The 16163-nt window shown below is 63.1% G+C and carries 15 protein-coding genes; 10 read left to right on the forward strand and 5 right to left on the reverse strand.

Annotated features, from left to right (window positions below):
• The first annotated feature begins 50 nt into the window (after window positions 1–50).
• From IGB42_RS11175 to IGB42_RS11190, 4 genes are all read left to right on the forward strand, one after another.
• Window positions 51–2366: a DUF1631 family protein gene (locus tag IGB42_RS11175; protein WP_159671517.1), complete on the forward strand. Its 2316-nt coding sequence runs from the start codon at window positions 51–53 to the stop codon at window positions 2364–2366.
• A gap of 72 nt (window positions 2367–2438) precedes the next feature.
• Window positions 2439–4334 carry an ATP-binding cassette domain-containing protein gene (locus tag IGB42_RS11180; protein ID WP_159671519.1) on the forward strand — a complete coding sequence of 632 codons (1896 nt, stop codon included), beginning with the start codon at window positions 2439–2441 and terminating at the stop codon, window positions 4332–4334.
• Window positions 4331–4825 carry a TIGR02281 family clan AA aspartic protease gene (locus IGB42_RS11185; protein ID WP_159671521.1) on the forward strand — a complete coding sequence of 165 codons (495 nt, stop codon included), beginning with the start codon at window positions 4331–4333 and terminating at the stop codon, window positions 4823–4825. Before IGB42_RS11180 ends, IGB42_RS11185 begins: the two co-directional genes overlap by 4 nt.
• Before the next feature lie 215 nt (window positions 4826–5040).
• Window positions 5041–6222 carry a phosphatidylserine decarboxylase gene (locus IGB42_RS11190; protein ID WP_159671525.1) on the forward strand — a complete coding sequence of 394 codons (1182 nt, stop codon included), beginning with the start codon at window positions 5041–5043 and terminating at the stop codon, window positions 6220–6222.
• Between the two features lie 101 nt (window positions 6223–6323).
• On the opposite strand, the gene IGB42_RS11195 is transcribed toward IGB42_RS11190, so the two are convergent.
• The gene (locus tag IGB42_RS11195) at window positions 6324–6884 is read right to left on the reverse strand and encodes a histidine phosphatase family protein (protein WP_159671527.1); all 561 of its coding nucleotides are present in this window, start codon (window positions 6882–6884) and stop codon (window positions 6324–6326) included.
• A 167-nt stretch (window positions 6885–7051) separates the two neighbouring features.
• Here IGB42_RS11195 and IGB42_RS11200 point away from each other — a divergent pair, with 167 nt between their 5' ends.
• Window positions 7052–7261 (forward strand): CbtB-domain containing protein, encoded by a 210-nt coding sequence (locus IGB42_RS11200; protein WP_159671530.1) that lies wholly within the window; start codon window positions 7052–7054, stop codon window positions 7259–7261.
• Window positions 7262–7274: 13 nt separating this feature from the next.
• Complete coding sequence (locus IGB42_RS11205; RefSeq protein ID WP_159671533.1) at window positions 7275–8048, forward strand: CbtA family protein; 774 nt, start codon at window positions 7275–7277, stop codon at window positions 8046–8048.
• Between the two features lie 87 nt (window positions 8049–8135).
• Here IGB42_RS11205 and cobM read toward each other — a convergent pair whose 3' ends face one another.
• Genes cobM through cbiE form a run of 3 tightly spaced genes read right to left on the reverse strand, consistent with a single transcriptional unit; the run spans window position 8136 to window position 10846 of the window.
• Entirely contained in the window at window positions 8136–8858 is a 723-nt protein-coding gene (gene cobM, locus IGB42_RS11210) for a precorrin-4 C(11)-methyltransferase (protein ID WP_159671536.1), read from the reverse strand.
• Entirely contained in the window at window positions 8855–9592 is a 738-nt protein-coding gene (locus IGB42_RS11215) for a cobalt-precorrin-6A reductase (protein ID WP_159671539.1), read from the reverse strand. Before IGB42_RS11215 ends, cobM begins: the two co-directional genes overlap by 4 nt.
• Before the next feature lie 39 nt (window positions 9593–9631).
• Complete coding sequence (gene cbiE, locus IGB42_RS11220; RefSeq protein WP_159671542.1) at window positions 9632–10846, reverse strand: precorrin-6y C5,15-methyltransferase (decarboxylating) subunit CbiE; 1215 nt, start codon at window positions 10844–10846, stop codon at window positions 9632–9634.
• A 215-nt stretch (window positions 10847–11061) separates the two neighbouring features.
• Between cbiE and cobG the strand changes: the two genes are divergently transcribed.
• From cobG to cobJ, 4 genes are read left to right on the forward strand one after another with little or no spacing between them, the layout of a single operon-like run.
• The gene (cobG, locus tag IGB42_RS11225; RefSeq protein ID WP_159671545.1) at window positions 11062–12441 is read left to right on the forward strand and encodes a precorrin-3B synthase; all 1380 of its coding nucleotides are present in this window, start codon (window positions 11062–11064) and stop codon (window positions 12439–12441) included.
• Window positions 12434–13060 carry a precorrin-8X methylmutase gene (locus IGB42_RS11230; protein WP_159671548.1) on the forward strand — a complete coding sequence of 209 codons (627 nt, stop codon included), beginning with the start codon at window positions 12434–12436 and terminating at the stop codon, window positions 13058–13060. Before cobG ends, IGB42_RS11230 begins: the two co-directional genes overlap by 8 nt.
• Window positions 13057–13791 (forward strand): precorrin-2 C(20)-methyltransferase, encoded by a 735-nt coding sequence (locus IGB42_RS11235; RefSeq protein WP_159671550.1) that lies wholly within the window; start codon window positions 13057–13059, stop codon window positions 13789–13791. Before IGB42_RS11230 ends, IGB42_RS11235 begins: the two co-directional genes overlap by 4 nt.
• Entirely contained in the window at window positions 13779–15482 is a 1704-nt protein-coding gene (gene cobJ / locus IGB42_RS11240) for a precorrin-3B C(17)-methyltransferase (RefSeq protein WP_201799904.1), read from the forward strand. Before IGB42_RS11235 ends, cobJ begins: the two co-directional genes overlap by 13 nt.
• A gap of 56 nt (window positions 15483–15538) precedes the next feature.
• On the opposite strand, the gene IGB42_RS11245 is transcribed toward cobJ, so the two are convergent.
• Window positions 15539–16111 carry a magnesium chelatase gene (locus IGB42_RS11245; RefSeq protein WP_159671552.1) on the reverse strand — a complete coding sequence of 191 codons (573 nt, stop codon included), beginning with the start codon at window positions 16109–16111 and terminating at the stop codon, window positions 15539–15541.
• Window positions 16112–16163 lie beyond the last annotated feature (52 nt).

Below are 16163 nucleotides of genomic sequence, written 5' to 3' on the forward strand. Positions count from 1 at the left end.
TGCGCATATTATTATGTTCTAATATGTAAACCTGACCCGAACTGTGAGACATGTCCATGCAACCCGTTCGCCATACCGTGAAGGCTGGAGCGCCCTCGGCAACGTTGCTGGCTTGCCGCGATCTCGCGTTGAAGCTGCTGACCGAGTCGCTGGACGGGTTCTTCACCCAGCTGGAAGAGAATTATTTCAAGCTGGCGGAAACCTCGCTGGATCGCGAGCTGCGCGATTCCTACTTCCATGCCAGGGTGGAAGCCAAGGCCAAAAAAGAAGAAATCGTCCAGGCTTTTCGCGAGCAGTTCGTCGAAGCCTTCAATCAGCGCATGAACCCGGGGGCAGAAAGCGAAGCGGCCAAGGCTTACTTCAAGCTGCAGCTCGATTCGGACAAGATGTCGCTGGTTGCCAATGACGATTACGAGCAAAACCTCACCGTCAGCAATGTGGCCACCGCCTTCAAGCAAAAGGGGGGCGATACGCTATCCCAGCTTGAGCAGCGGCTGGCTACGCTGATGCCGGCGATGGGCGGCGACGACAGCGAAGGCAACCCGCTCAGCCCGATGGCGATTTGCGAAGCGTTCATGGCGGCGTTCCAGCAATTGGAAAGCGGCGTTGGTGCGCGTCTGGTGGCGCTGCGCACGCTGGAAAGCGAGTTGTCCGAGCAAGTAGCATCGGTTTATCAGCACATCAATCAGTATCTGATCCAGCAGAATATCCAGCCGGTTGCACGCCGGGTGGTGCGCCGCGCCGCGCCGGCCGGTGGTGCCCCGCAGGGCACCGCTTCCGATTCGGCATCGCAGGGCGGGCAGCCGCAGCAAGGTGGGCAGGCGCAATACGCCGGTGCTGCAGGGGGCAACCAGGCTGGCGGCAATCATGCCGGCCCGGGGTATGCGGGCAGCATGACCGAGGGCGGCGTGATGATGGGGGGCGGTGATGCCGGTGGCCGCCAGTACCTGTCGGTAGATCACACGGCACTGGCCGGGTTCCTTGATCAGCTCACGCAGGATTTTGTTGAACCACAGCGCCTGGTGCGCCCGGTCTGGTTCAATGTGCTGGATCAGCTGCAGCAGGATCCACCAAACCTCAAGCATGCCGAGCAAGGCGACAGCCCGGAAAACATGCTGAGCCTGTTGCGTGCATCACGCTGGGCCGGAGATCTCAACCGCGTCGACACCATGACTCTTGAATTGGTGGCGATGCTGTTCGACCGCCTGTTCGAAGATCCGCGGCTGACCACCGCAGCCAAGGGACTGCTGGCCAGGTTGCAGATTCCGGTACTGAAGGCCGCGTTGCTCGATGGCAGCTTCTTCGGCAACAAGAGCCACCCGGCGCGTTTGCTGATCGATTTGCTGGCCGAGGCTTGCCTGGCGTGGGAATCCGAGCCCGCCAGCGATGATGCGATCTTTACCAAATACAACGATACCGTGGCGTGGATTTCGACTCACTACGCTGATGATATCGGCATCTTCCAGACCGCGCTGGAAGACCTGGAGCGGTTCAATGCCAGCGAAGGCGAGCGCACCGAAGAGAAAATCACCTCCGAAGCGCAGGCGCTGCTTGATCGGGAAATCCAGGAACTGGCTGCAGCCACCGCGGGCGCATTGATCAGCGCCCGGCTTGCCGGGCAGAACATGGTATCGGCGCTGAATAGTTCGCTGGTCAATGATTTCCTTACCCAGAGCTGGCAAGGTGCACTGGTTGCTGCCTACGGCCCGGAAGGTGAGGCCGAGGTACTGTTCGCAAGCCGCGTAGCGGCAATGGACATGCTGTTGTGGAGCATACAACCCAAGCGCGGCGCGGAAGAGCGGCTGCGTCTGGTCAATGAATTGCCTGCCATGCTCAAGACGCTGGAAGAAGGCGCGCATGCCGCCGGCACCAGCAAGGAAAAGGCCCAGGCGTTCTTTGCCGAGCTGGTGCAGTTGCATGCGGGGGCCATACGCAGCGGCATGAAAATGCAACCCCAAGAGCTTGCACCTGCATTCCAGCCCACGCCGATGGTGGCGGTGGAACCCCCACAGGCGATCAAGGATGCGATCTCTGCGGCAGAAAGCAGGGAAACGCTCAGCATTCCCATGCCGGTGCCCGAAATCGTGGTGCCGCAGGCCGAAATCCCCAGTGATGGTCTACCCACTCGCGGCGAATGGCTGGAATGGCGCGAGGATGATGGCGAATACCGTCGCTACCGGCTTTCATGGATCAGCCCGCAGAAGACCCGCTATCTGCTGACTAACCGCGGTGGCGAAAACGGCTTGGGCTTTACGCAGAATGAACTGATTGATCACCTGCATACCGGCAACTTGCGCCGTCTGAGTGGTGTTTCCACGCTGACCGAACAGGCACTGGGCCAGATGCGTGCGCAGCTGAATGGCTGATAGACCGGGTGGTTGACGCGCTTGCCGCGCGTCACGCACTGAATATGGCCATCCGGCTGGTAGAATTGCCGGATGATCAGACTCAAATCACTCACATTGCGGCGCGGTCTCAAGGTTCTGCTTGATCGCGCTGACCTCACGCTTCATTCCGGCCAGAAAATTGGCGTTGTCGGCGCCAATGGTGCCGGCAAATCTTCCTTCTTCGGCCTGCTGCGCGGCGAATTGCACGCCGATGGCGGCGATCTTGAGCTGCCGCCCCGGCTGGTGATCGGCCATGTGGCGCAGGAAACGCCTGCACTGGTGGTATCCGCCCTCGATTTCGTGCTGGATGGCGACGTGGAACTGCGCGCCATCGAGGCCGAACTGGCTGCGGTAGCCGGCGATGGCATGCAGCATGGCGAGCTGCTGGGCAAGCTCGAAGCCATCGATGGCTACAGCGCGCCGGCGCGTGCCGGCAAGCTGCTGGCCGGGCTGGGTTTCTCCAGCGATGAAATGAGCCGGCCGGTATCGACATTCTCCGGCGGCTGGCGCATGCGCCTCAACCTGGCGCAGGCGCTGATGTGCCGCTCCGATGTATTGCTGCTCGACGAACCCACCAACCATCTGGATCTGGAAACCGTGGTATGGCTGGAGAGCTGGCTACGCAGCTACCAGGGCATGCTGCTGATCATTTCGCATGACCGGGATTTCCTCGATGCCACCATCAGCTGCATCCTGCACGTGGATGCCGGCAAGCTGGACCTGTACACCGGCAACTATGGCGATTTCGAAGCACAACGTGCCGAGAAACTTTCACAACAGCAGCAGGCTTTCGACAAGCAGCAGCGCGAAGTGGCGCATCTGGAATCGTTCATCACCCGCTTCAAAGCCAAGGCCAGCAAGGCCAAGCAGGCGCAAAGCCGCGTGAAGGCGCTGGAGCGGATGGAAATGATCACCGCTGCACATGTCGATTCCCCATTCACTTTCAGCTTCCGCGAGCCGGAGTCGAGCCCCAGCCCGCTGATCCGGCTGGAAAAAGCCTTTACCGGCTACAGTGCAGACAAGCCGTTGCTGCATGACCTGAACCTGAGCCTGGAAAAACAGGCGCGCATCGGCCTGCTGGGTGTAAATGGCGCAGGTAAATCCACGCTGATCAAGACGCTGTGTGGTGATCTGCACCTGATATCCGGCGAGCGTGTGGAAGGCAAAGGACTGAAAATCGGCTACTTTGCCCAGCATCAGCTGGAACACCTGCGGCTGGATGAATCACCATTGTGGCATCTGCAAAAGCTCGATCCATTGACGCGCGAGCAGGAACACCGCAATTATCTGGGCGGCTTCGACTTTCACGGCGAAATGGCCACCGGCCCGGTACGCCCGTTTTCCGGCGGTGAGAAAGCCCGCCTGGCACTGGCACTGCTGATCTGGCAAAAACCTAACCTGCTGCTGCTCGATGAGCCGACCAACCACCTGGATATCGATATGCGCCAGGCGCTGACGCGCGCGCTTACCGATTTTGATGGCGCCATCATCCTGGTTTCGCATGACCGGCACCTGTTGCGTGCCACAGTGGATGATTTCTGGCTGATCGAAGCCGGCCGGGTGCGGCCGTTCGACGGCGATCTGGATGATTACAGCCGCTACAGCCAGGAAAAGCGTGCCGAGGCCAACGTGGCGCTGCGTACGTCCGAAGCGGGGGGCGACCGCAAGGCGCAAAAGCGCGAGGAAGCCGAAGCGCGCCAGAAGCTGGCCAGCGCCAGGAAACCGATCGAGCAAAAGCTGGGCAAGGTGGAAAAAGCGCTCGCGCCCAAGCAGACCGAGCATGGTGAACTGACCGCCAGGCTGCAGGAGGCCGGTATTTACGATGCCGAGCGCAAGGCCGAGCTGCAAACCGTGCTGCAACGCGAAGCCGAGCTGAAAGCACAGATTGATGAGCTGGAAGCGCAATGGCTCGCGCTTTCCGAACAGCTGGAGCAACTGGAAGCATGATCCGCTCAACCCCGGCGCTGATCCTGCTGTGGTTGAGCGTGCTTGGCATCGTCTATTTTGGCGGCCAGCTGCTGCTGGAGCGCCAGCGGCTGCCGCAAAGCACCATGAACACGCAGGATGGTCAGCGCGAGCTGGTTTTGCAGCGTGCGCAGGATGGCCATTTCCGCGTGCAGGGCAAGGTGAATGGCGAGGAGGCGGTGTTTCTGATGGATACCGGCGCCACCACGGTCACCTTGGGTACCCGGCTGGCATCGCGGCTGGATTTGCCCGTCGGCAGCAAGATCATCTCGCAAACGGCCAATGGCGAAGTCGAAGGCTTTGAAACGCGCATTTCGCGGCTGCAGTTTGGCGGTTTTACGCTCGATGGCGTGCGCGCTGTCGTGGTGCCAGAGCTGGGCGATGAATTGCTGATGGGCATGAATGTGATCTCGCGCTTCGACGTCAGCCTGAACCGCGACGAGATGAGGCTGGCGGTACGCAACCCGTCCTGATCCCCGGACCGCCCGCATATACGGCGCTTTTGCTTTCACAAAAAATTCTTTATGTGTCAATGATATGGATTAATTTTTTAATTAATTTGTCAGCATAAGAAAAGCATCCTACAAAGCAGCAGGCTTGGGCGTGCCGCCTTGGGAGTGCTTGCCGCAACGGTTTGCGGCAACCCGCCAAACCAGAAGATCACGCGCAACCGGAACTGGAGCAAGTGATGAGTCTGGAAGAACGTGGGGCAGGTTTGAGCGAGTTGCATGGGGAAGGTCTGCATCCGGTAGTGCTGGAGCTGGTTGATCTGATTTTGGCCAACAACTGGGAGGCCGATTTCAAGCAGGCAGTTGCACGTGCTGCCAAATGGAATATCCCGGATCTGGCGGATATCAGAACGCTCGATGACTACCTGAAGTGGCTTGGCGAGCTGTTGTACTGGGTGCCTTCCGAGAATCGGGCCGGGCGCGAGGTATACATGCATCTGTGCAAGTCTTACTTCATCTTTGATCAGCCGCCGGTGCTGCAATTGCAAAACCGCGTGGTGCCGCACGACAGTGCGCCACCGCTGACGCCGTTGTCGGCATGGCTGGTGAAATATGCGAAGGCGATGGGCGAATTCCTCGATACCCCGGAATCACTGACCGAGGAGTCGCTGCAATCGTTCATCGATTCGCCCAATTACAATATGAGTGATTATCTGATTCCGCACGGCGGCTGGAAGACCTTCAACCAGTTCTTTGCGCGTAATTTCAAACCCGGCTATCGCCCCATTGCGGCCATTGCCGATCAAAGCGTGATTGTTTCGCCAGCTGATTCCACTTTTGCCGGCCAGTGGGAAATCCGTTCCGATTCCGGCGTTACCGTGAAGAACCTGCACTGGTCGATCAACGAATTGCTGGAAGGCAGCCCGTACAAGGACAGGTTCAATAACGGCCTGTTCATGCATGCGTTCCTCGGCCCCAGTGATTATCACCGCCAGCATGCGCCGGTGGGCGGCACCGTGCTGGAAGCGCGGGTGATTCCCGGCCAGGTGTACCTGGAAGTTGTGGCTGAGCCGGTGGCCGGTGATGCCAACGGCGCGTACCAGCTGAAACCGGTGCGTACCTTCGACGCGCCCGATAACGCCGGCTATCAATTTGCGCAGGCACGCGGCCTGATCGTGCTGGATACGCCGATCGGACTGGTTGCAGTGCTGCCCATCGGCATGTGCCAGGTATCGTCGGTCATCATTACCGCGGAAGTGGGCGTGACCTTGCGCAAGGGCGAAGAGCTGTCGTACTTCCAGTTCGGTGGCTCGGACATCATCCTGCTGTTCGAAGCCAGGAGCAACGTGAGCTTCACCGCGCAGCCGGGCACCCATTACAAGGTGGGCAACCGCATTGCCCAGTCCTTTCCGCTCGCATGATGGTTTGCTCGATATTCCCGTGCGACAAGCAATATCGCACGGGAATATCCGTGTGATGGGTCTGGTGAGCAATGGCAAGCATAGTCCGCATGACGCGGCGTTCAAATGCCCGGCCACCAAGTCCAGCCTTGTGCTGAACGGCGCAGCTCGAAGCGCGCCAATGGCGGTACTTCGATACGGAAAAACCCGCTCGCCGGCGCGTTCAACGCATGCAGGATGGCGGCACGGATCACGGCGGGGTGCGTAAGTGCCACCACGTCACCCTGATAATCCAGTTGTTCCTGCCACCTGCCTACCCGCGCCAATACCTGAAGAAACGATTCGGCACCACCCGCCGGCGCCTCGGCTTGCCGGGTCCATGCGGCAAGCGCCGCGGGGGTTTCTGCCGCCACCTCAGCCAGCCCACGTCCACGCCAGTGACCATGGTCCATGTCCGCCAGCGCGGGTTCGATGATGGCCGGACGCTGCCACAATGCCGCCGTATCCCGGGCCATCGCGGCCGGGCTGCACAGCAGCGTTGCATGAGCAGGTAGATGCGCGATCAGGCCCGCGGCAATGGTTTCATCCCGGCCGCGTTCGTCCAGCGCCTCGTCAGCGGGAAAGCGGCCTTTGCGCATGGCCGGGGTGCTGGCAAGACTGAATAATTGCAAACGTGTGGTCATGTAAACTTTGCTGGAATGATCACGACAGGTACGGACGTGAAAAGATTTCAATGTCCAAGCATTTGCCGGGATATTAATATACCCGGGAATTGAAAGTACGCATTGCGTAGCCCGTCATTGCACCATGGGTACGATCGTCCGCATCGTGCCGTTCCAGGAGAAATTTCATGATCGATACCGCGCTCAATCCGGCCATCGAACCCACCCCCATCCCGTTGGGCGAATGGCTGCCATGGGCGGTATTCGGCGGCTTGCTGGCGCTGCTGGCGCTGTATTTCGTTGGCAGCGAGCAGGGCGCCACATCGCTGTTCCAGGGCATGTACGTGCATGAGTTCGTGCACGATGGCCGCCACCTGCTTGGCTTTCCTTGCCACTGAACCGGGAGTTGTCATGGTAGGGAAATTATTGGTACGTGGCATGATTGCCGGCGTGGTGGCAGGCTTGCTGACCTTCGGTTTTGCCAGGGTAGTGGGCGAGCCGCAGGTGGATCACGCCATCGCATTCGAAGAGCAGGCCAGCAAGGCCAGGGAAGCGCACGAGCATGTTGATCAGGCGCAGGGCGGCCATGTGCACGAGGCAGAAGAGGCCGAACTGGTCAGCCGGGAAACGCAGGCGGGCTTTGGCCTGCTGACCAGCGTGGTGGTGTACGGCGCGGCCTTTGGCGGCCTGTTTGCGCTGGCTTTTGCATTCATTTATGGCCGTACCAGCAAGCTGCCGGCGCGGCCGCTGGCGGCTTGGCTGGCGCTGGCTGCATTCATGGCGCTGGTGGTGGTGCCCAGCATCAAGTATCCGGCCACGCCGCCCGCGGTGGGCGACCCGGAAACCATCGGTTACCGCACGGCGCTGTTCTTCCTGATGATTGCCATTTCGCTGGTCACCATGGTGTTTGCACTGAAGATGCGCAAGGTGATGATGCGGCAACTGGGGCAGTGGAATGCATCGATTGCAGCCGGCCTGCTGTTCGTCGTGATCATTGCCGCTGTGCAACTGGCGCTGCCGTCGTTCGACAACGTGCCGGACGGCTTCCCGGCCGCATTGCTGTGGAAATTCCGTGTGGCTGCGATGGGCATGCAAGTGATCATGTGGACCACGCTGGGCCTGCTGTTTGGCGTGCTGGCTGAAAACAAGCTGCGTGACTTGCATTCGCAACCGGTTGCCCGCTGACCGGCATCTTCTGCAAGTCAGCTGTTAACGGCTCTGAACGATGATGCAGTACGGGGGACCAGGCTCGCGCCTGGTCCCTTTGTCTTTTCAGCCGGCGTACAGCGTTGAATCGTCAAATCCTTCCGCCGCCAGTACCTGGCCCACCAGGATCAGCGCGGTGCGCTCTATCTGTGTGTGCTGCACCTTGGACACGATATCGCCCAGCGTGCCGGTGACGCGGGTTTCATCTGGCCAACTGGCGCGGTAGACCACGGCGATGGGGCAATCGGCGCCATAGTGCGGCAGCAAGTCGGCCACGATGCTTGCCAGGTGCCGCACGCCCAGGTGCACCGCCATGGTGGCCTTGTGGCGCGCCAGATCGGCCAGCTGTTCACCATCGGGCATCTTCGATTTGCTGCCATAGCGGGTGAGGATCACCGTCTGCGAGATGCCGGGCAGCGTCAACTCCACGCCCAGCGTGGCCGCGCACGCCGCGGTGGCGGTTACCCCGGGCACGATCTCGTAGGGAATATCCAGCGCCTTGAGGCGGCGTATCTGCTCGCCGATCGCGCCATACAGCGATGGATCGCCCGAATGCACGCGCGCCACGTGCTGGCCTTTTGCGTGGGCCTCTGCCAGCAGCGCGATGATTTCGTCCAGGTTCAGCGCTGCGGTGTTGACCACGCGTTCCGCCTGATGCCCGGCAAGCACTTCCGCCGGCACCAGCGAGCCCGCGTACAGGATCACCGGGCAACTGCGCACCAGCCGCTGCCCCTTTACCGTGATCAGCTCCGGGTCGCCCGGGCCTGCGCCGATGAAAAATACGGTCATGCCAGTTTCTCGCTCAATAAACAATCAATCAGCGCTGCCACATCGGTGAACTCTCGCTCTGCAACGGGCAGCGTGGGCCGGGCATGCATCAATACCGGCAGGCGCATCTCGCGCGCTACTTCCAGCTTGGCTTCAGTGGCGCTGCCACCACTGTTCTTGCTGACGATCACATCGATGCCATGTGCAACGAACAGTGCGCGCTCGCCCTCGCTGGTAAACGGCCCACGCACGCCCAGCACCTGCGCGCCGGCATTGCCCGGATGCGGATCGAGGCAGCGCACCAGCCAGTGCTGATGCGGGGGGATTTCATCCAGATGGGACAGTGGCTCACGGCCCGAGGTGAACAGTGGCCGCTTGAAGGGCGCCAGCGCGGTAACGAGCTCGCTCCAGCTCGCCACGCTGCGCCAGTCATCTCCGATACGGGGCTGCCAGGCTGGCCGGCGCAATGCCCAGTAGCATGTGCCCGTCGCCGCGCATGCCCGGGCTGCATTGTTGCTGATCTGCGCCGCATAGGGGTGCGTGGCATCCAGCACCAGGGTGATCGCTTCCATGGTCAGGTAATCCGCCAGGCCGTCTGCGCCGCCAAAACCGCCAACGCGCACGCTGCACGCCAGATCCTGCGGTACCCGCCCCAATCCCGCCAGGCTGTAGACGTGGCGGGGGCCAAGCTGGCGGGCAATCTGCAATGCATCGCCGGTGCCGCCCAGCAGCAGTATGCGTGCTGCAGCATTCATCGTATGCAGCCCGCAGGTTTGTAACGTCCGGCCATGCCGTTACGCATCGGCATGACTTTTGTGTACTTCGTACAGCGTCAGCGGCAATGCCTGGCGCCAGGTATCAAAGCCCCCCAGCGGCTGCGCGTGCGCCAGCGCAATGCGGGTGAGCGTGCCGCCATATTGTTCATGCCAGGCCAGCAGCACGGCCTCGGCCTGCAGGGTGACGGCATTGGCCACCAGCCGGCCACCGGGTTTCAGTTGCTGCCAGCATGCATCCAGTACGCCGGGCACGGTGACGCCGCCACCGATGAAAACGGCATCCGGGGCTGGCAGGCCGGCCAGCGCTGCCGGCGCACTGCCGGCAACCAGCTGCAGATCGGGCACGCCCAGTTGATCGCGGTTGTACGCAATCAGTTGCTGCCGGCTTTCATCCGCTTCCACCGCGATTGCGCGGCAGGCGGGGTGACTGCGCATCCATTCAATACCGATAGAGCCGCAACCGGCGCCGACATCCCACAGCAGCTCGCCGGGCCGGGGTGCCAGGCGCGCCAGCGTGATGGCCCGGGCATCGCGCTTGGTGAGCTGGCCATCGTGGCGGTAAGCATCATCGGGCAGGCCGGGCGCGAGCGGCAGGCTGCGCGTGTTGCCATCCGCGATCAGTTCCAGCGCCACGATATTGAGTTTGGCCATGCTGGCTTCCGGCCAGCTTGCGGCGGTGCCGTCGATACGGCGCTCCTGTGCAGCACCCAGGTGCTCCAGCACCGTCATGCGGCTGGCGGCAAAGCCGTTTGCCTGCAGATGCCTGGCAATGGCGGCCGGCGCGTTGCCGTCCGGCGTCAGCAGCAGCAGGCGCTGGCCGGCATGCAGATCGATATTCAGGCTGGCAAGTGGCCTGGTCAGGAGTGAGCGCACCGTGCAGTGCTGCAGTGGCCAGCCTAGGCGGGCCGCAGCCAGTGCGGTGGATGAGGGCGCGGGGATGACGTGTAGCTCGGCAGTGCCCAGCGCCTGCGCCAGGCTGGCACCTACGCCGTAGAACATCGGGTCACCACTGGCCAGCACGCATACCGGTGTACCACGGTGGTTGAGGACCGGGCCGAGGTCAAACGGCTGCGGCCAGCAGATACGCTCCGCGCTGATGCAGTGTGGCAGCAAGGCCAGCTGGCGCTCGGCGCCCACGATGCGCTGTGCACCCAGCAGTGCACGCCGCGCACTGCGCGATAGCTCGCCATAGCCGTCATCACCGATGCCCACCACGGTTACCCACGCCGTCATGCCTGTTCCTTGTTCCACAGCCAGCCCGTCAGGCCAGCAGCCGGGGCATGCCTGCATGACGGGACAAAAAAAATTGCATACCATACAGGGTTCGGCCCGAAGCCCGGCCCGACAGGCGCTGCATTCCGGCCGCAGTATATCGCATACCCCCAACGCGCCCGCTGTGCTCCGTGGTTTCACCGGGCGCCGTGCTCCCTACTTCAACCGGTGCCGTCTTGAATCAGCCTGCTCCATTCCATTCCGCGCTTGTTGCGGCACGTGTTTCGGCCTGTCCCGGGCTGCTGCACATCGTGCCTGCGCGGGATGGCGGCCTGTGCCGCATCCGCCTGCCGGGCGGTGTGCTGCATGCAGGGCAGGCGCGTGCGCTGGCGGCAGCAGCCAGCTTGCATGCCTCCGGTATCATCGAAGCCACCAACCGTGCCAATGTGCAACTGCGTGGCGTCAGCGCAGCGCATGAAGCAGCGTTGGTCGAGCAACTGCTGGCAGCAGGGCTGGGGCCACAGGACGGCGCAGGCTCGCTGAACGAGCGGGATAACGTACGCAACATCATGCTCAGCCCCCTGGCTGGCCGTGGCGTGGGCAGCCTGCTCGATACCCGCCCACTGGCTGCTGCGCTGCTGGATATGCTGCAAACCACCCCGGCATTCGCTGCGTTGTCGCCCAAGTTCTGCCTGCTGCTCGATGGCGGCGAGGCCCTAGCCGCCACCCGGCATGCGCACGATATCTGGCTGGCCGCGTTACCGGCCGATGGTGCTGGACCACGGCTGGCGCTGGGGTTGGCGGGTTGCCCGCCCGCCGCAGTGCGCGATGAACCGCCGCTGGCCATCGTGCGGCCGCATCAGGTGGTGGCGGTGGTTGCCGCACTGTTGCAGGCATTTCTGCAGTTGGCGCGGCCAGCGCAGCACCGCATGCGTGAAGTGCTGGCCGAACATCCGGCTGCTACGGTGCTGGCTCATGCACAACTGCACGTGGATTTTGCGCTGGGCACCGATCCGGCGCTGGCAAACTGGCACCGCGCGCCGGAGGCTACCGGCTTGCGCGTGGGTATCCATGCACAGCAGAGCGATGCAGGCATGCCCACGTGCTATTACGTTGGTGCGCAGTTGCCGCTGGGGCGGATTGCTGCTGCCGATCTGCTGCAACTGGCCGACATCAGCCAGGGCACGCTGCATTTCACGCCGTGGCAAAGCGTGTTGATCCCGGACCTGAGCGAGGCCCGGGCACACGCAACACAGGCCCAGCTGCAGGCCATGGGGCTGCTGACCGATCCGGGTGATCCGCTGGCCAGCCTGATCGCCTGTGCCGGCAGCACCGGCTGCGGCAAGGCGCAGGCGGACGTCAAAACCGATGCACTGGCATTGGCAGGCTTGCTGGCCAGGCCCCAAGCGGTGCATCTCAGCGGTTGCGAGCGTTCTTGTGCGGCGGCCCACTCGGCGCGGTGGACCTTGCTGGCGGTGGCACCGGCCAGATACGACCTTTATCAACACAGCGACCAGGGCGGTTTTGGCACCTGCCTGGCGCAGCAACTCACCCTGGCGCAGGCGGCGGCGTTCATCAACGCCCAGCCAGCCAGAACGGATTCTCTCGATGCTTGATTACATACGCGACGGCCAGGAAATCTACCGCCGCTCGTTTGCCACCATCCGCGCGGAAGCGGATCTCGATGCCATCGCACCAGACATGGAAAAACTGGCGGTACGCGTGATCCACGCCTGCGGCATGGTCGATATCGTGCAGGACCTGGCGTTTTCTGCCGGTGCGGGCACGGCAGGCCGCCAGGCGCTGCTGGCTGGCGCCCCCATCCTGTGCGATGCGCGCATGGTGGCCGAAGGCATTACCCGTGCCCGCCTGCCGGCAAGGAATGCGGTGATCTGTACGCTGAACGACGCGGATGTACCCGCGCTGGCGCGTGATCTGGGCAATACCCGTTCCGCCGCCGCGCTGGAACTGTGGCGCCCGCACCTGGCTGGCAGCGTGGTGGTGATCGGCAATGCACCCACGGCCTTGTTCCATTTGCTGGACATGCTCGATGCCGGTGCGCCAAAGCCGGCATTGATACTGGGTTTTCCGGTCGGCTTCATTGGCGCGGCGGAATCCAAGGCGGCACTGGCGGCAGACAGCCGTGGCGTGCCCTATGTGGTGGTGCATGGCCGCCGCGGCGGCAGTGCCATGGCGGCAGCTGCAGTGAATGCGCTGGCGACGGAGGCAGAATGAGCGTGCAAGCCGGGCGTCTGCTGGGCCTGGGCGTAGGCCCGGGTGATCCTGAACTGATCACGCTCAAGGCGTTGCGCCTGCTGCAGCAGGCACCTGTGGTGGCGTATTTTGCTGCCAAAGGCAAGAAGAGCAACGCGTTCGGCATCATCGAAGACCATCTGGCCGCTCACCAGCTGCAATTGCCACTGATCTACCCGGTGACTACCGAAGCGCTCGCGCCGCCGCTGGATTACGAAACCATCATCGCGGATTTCTACGACGAGGTGGCGCTGACCCTGGCGGTGCATCTGGATTCCGGCCGCGATGTGGCGATGATCTGCGAGGGCGATCCGTTTTTCTACGGCTCCTATATGTATCTGCACGACCGGCTGGCCACGCGCTACCAGGCCGAAGTGGTGCCGGGTGTCTGTTCGATGCTGGGGGGCGCTGCCGTGCTGGGGGTGCCGCTGGTATATCGCAATCAAAGCCTGTGCGTGCTGTCCGGGGTATTGCCGGAAGAAGAGCTGAAGCGCCGGCTGGCCGATGCCGAGGCGGCGGTGGTGATGAAGCTGGGCCGCAATTTCGACAAGGTGCGGCGCGTATTGCACGACCTGGGGCTGGCAGAACGGGCGCTGTACGTGGAACGCGCCACCATGGCCAATCAGCGCATCGTGCCGCTGGCCGAGGTCGACCCGATGGCATCGCCTTATTTCTCGCTGCTGGTGGTGCCGGGGGAAAAATGGCAGGGATGAAATCCGGCGCCGCCGCCATCGTCATCCTGGGCGCCGGCGCGCTCGATACTGCACGGCGCATCCAGGCGGCATTGCCGGGCGCACAGGTGCACGCGCTGACGGGCCGCGTTGCTGCGGACCTGTCCTTTACCGAGCTGGGCACCCATCTGCGCGCGCTGTATGCGCAGAACACGCCCATCATCGCCTTGTGTGCCGCCGGCATCGTCATCCGCTGCGTGGCCCCGTTGCTGGCAAACAAGAATGGCGAATCAGCGGTATTGGCCGTGGCCGAGGACGGCAGCGCAGTGGTGCCCTTGCTGGGCGGGCTGGCTGGCGTGAATGTGCTCGCAAGGCAGATTGCCGCGGCGCTGGCTGTAGCCCCGGCCATCACCACCAGCGGAGAACTGCGCTTTGGCACCTGTCTGCTCAATCCGCCCGCTGGCTATGCGCTGGCGGATATCGAGCAGGGCAAGCATTTTGTTTCCGATCTGCTGGCAGGTGCCGCTACGCGTATCGAAGGTGACATGCCTTGGCTGGGTGAGGCAAAGCTGCCGCAGCAGCATGATGCCGCGCATGTGATTCGCCTCAGCCCCTACGCCTGGCGGGGCGATGCGCAGGAACTCGTTATTCATCCGCGCTGCATCGTGGCTGCCGTAGCCGGCGGTACGCAGATCGCAGAGCGGGTGCAGCAAGCGCTGACAGCGCATGGGCTGGCGCCGGCAGCACTGGCAGTCTTGCTGTTGCCGCAGATATTGGCGGGCGAAGCGGGCGTGGCAGCTGCTGCGGCGCTCGATGTACCGCTGCGCCTGGCGGCCACGCCAGACCGGCTCGCCGGTATCGTTGGCGAGGTGCTGCACGGGCCGGATGCCGAGGTCACGCTGCTGCTTGCCAGCCAGCCCGTTGATGCCGATCTGATCGGCCATGCGCGCGGCCGGCTCAGCGTGCTGGGGCTGGGGCCGGGCCGTGCTGATCTGCTGGCGCCCGCTGCGCGCCAGGCATTGGATGACGCCACCGATGTGCTCGGCTACGACACTTATGTGCAGATGGCCGGCCCGTTCCGGCCAGACCAGCACGTGCATGGCACCGATAATCGTGAGGAACTGCAGCGCGCGCGGCATGCGTTCGAGCTGGCATTGCAGGGGCGACGGGTGGTGATGGTGTCGTCGGGCGATCCGGGCGTTTTCGCCATGGCAGCTGCCACGCTGGAGGCGCTGGAAGCCAGCGATGACCCGCGCTGGGCAGGTGTCGAGCTGCAGATCATTCCGGGTATCTCGGCAGCGCTGGCCACTGCGGCGGAGGCCGGCGCACCGCTGGGGCACGATTTCTGCATGCTGTCACTATCGGATAATCTCAAGCCTTGGGCGGTGATCGAACAGCGTTTGCAGCATGCGGCCGAGGCCGATCTGGTGATGGCGTTCTACAACCCGATTTCCCGCGCCCGTCCATGGCAGCTGGAGCGCGCGCTGGAGATCGTGCGCGGCTATCGCACCCCCGATACCGTAGTGGTGCTGGGCCGCGATATCGGCCGCCCTGGCGGTACGCTCACCACGCTCACGCTGGGTGAATTGCAGGCCGCACAAGTGGATATGCGTACCATGGTGCTGATCGGTTCATCCACTACCCGCCGCTTTGCGCTGGCCGGTGGCAAAGCGTGGGTGTACACGCCGCGCTGGTATCCACAAGTCGATGGATCGCCCGTCAAGACTGATTAATCTGGCTTTGCCAATGCCCGGTCCTGAGATAGCCGCCAGCTAATCGATTGCAGATGCTAAGGCATAACTAGCGTTGCGCTCCAAGCCTGCGCCAGCACCGCACAGCGCGCCAGGCGGAGCGGGCCGGTTTCAAAATCCACCACCCTGATCTGATCGGCATGACCGGGGCGCATTGGCAGCTCGTTGCTGCGCCCGTCGGTCAGCACCCACAGCCAGCGCTGCTGTGCTGGATAAAGGCGGGCAGAGCGGGCCAGCAGCTCGCCGGCCTTTTGCATGCCCAGGCTGAACGGCGTGCCACCGCCGCCGGTCAGCGGCGCCAGCCAGCGCTCGTTCCACCAGCGCGGCACGGCGGGGCCGAAGCGCAGGTCTGCCCGATTGCCGCCAAAACAGATCAGTGCCGCTTCCGCGCGCTGCTGCGCTGCCTGATCAAACAGCGAAACCAGCCAGCCCTTGGCCAGCGCCAGGCTGTCGTTGCGCAGCATCGATGCCGAGCAATCGAGTACAAAGCAATGCAGCACGCCGGCGTGGGCAAGTGCCGGGCGGTAACGCAAGTGGCTGGCCTGCAGCGTGTTGCGCCCCCTGGCTGCCAGCGTGCGCGGCCAGTGCACGCGCGGGCCGGGCATACCCATGCTGGCTGCAGTGCCTGCGCTGCCTTGCTGCCATCGGGCACCGCTGCGCTGT

It is taken from the genome of Andreprevotia sp. IGB-42 (assembly GCF_009848685.1).
In the GTDB taxonomy this organism is placed as follows: domain Bacteria; phylum Pseudomonadota; class Gammaproteobacteria; order Burkholderiales; family Chitinibacteraceae; genus Andreprevotia.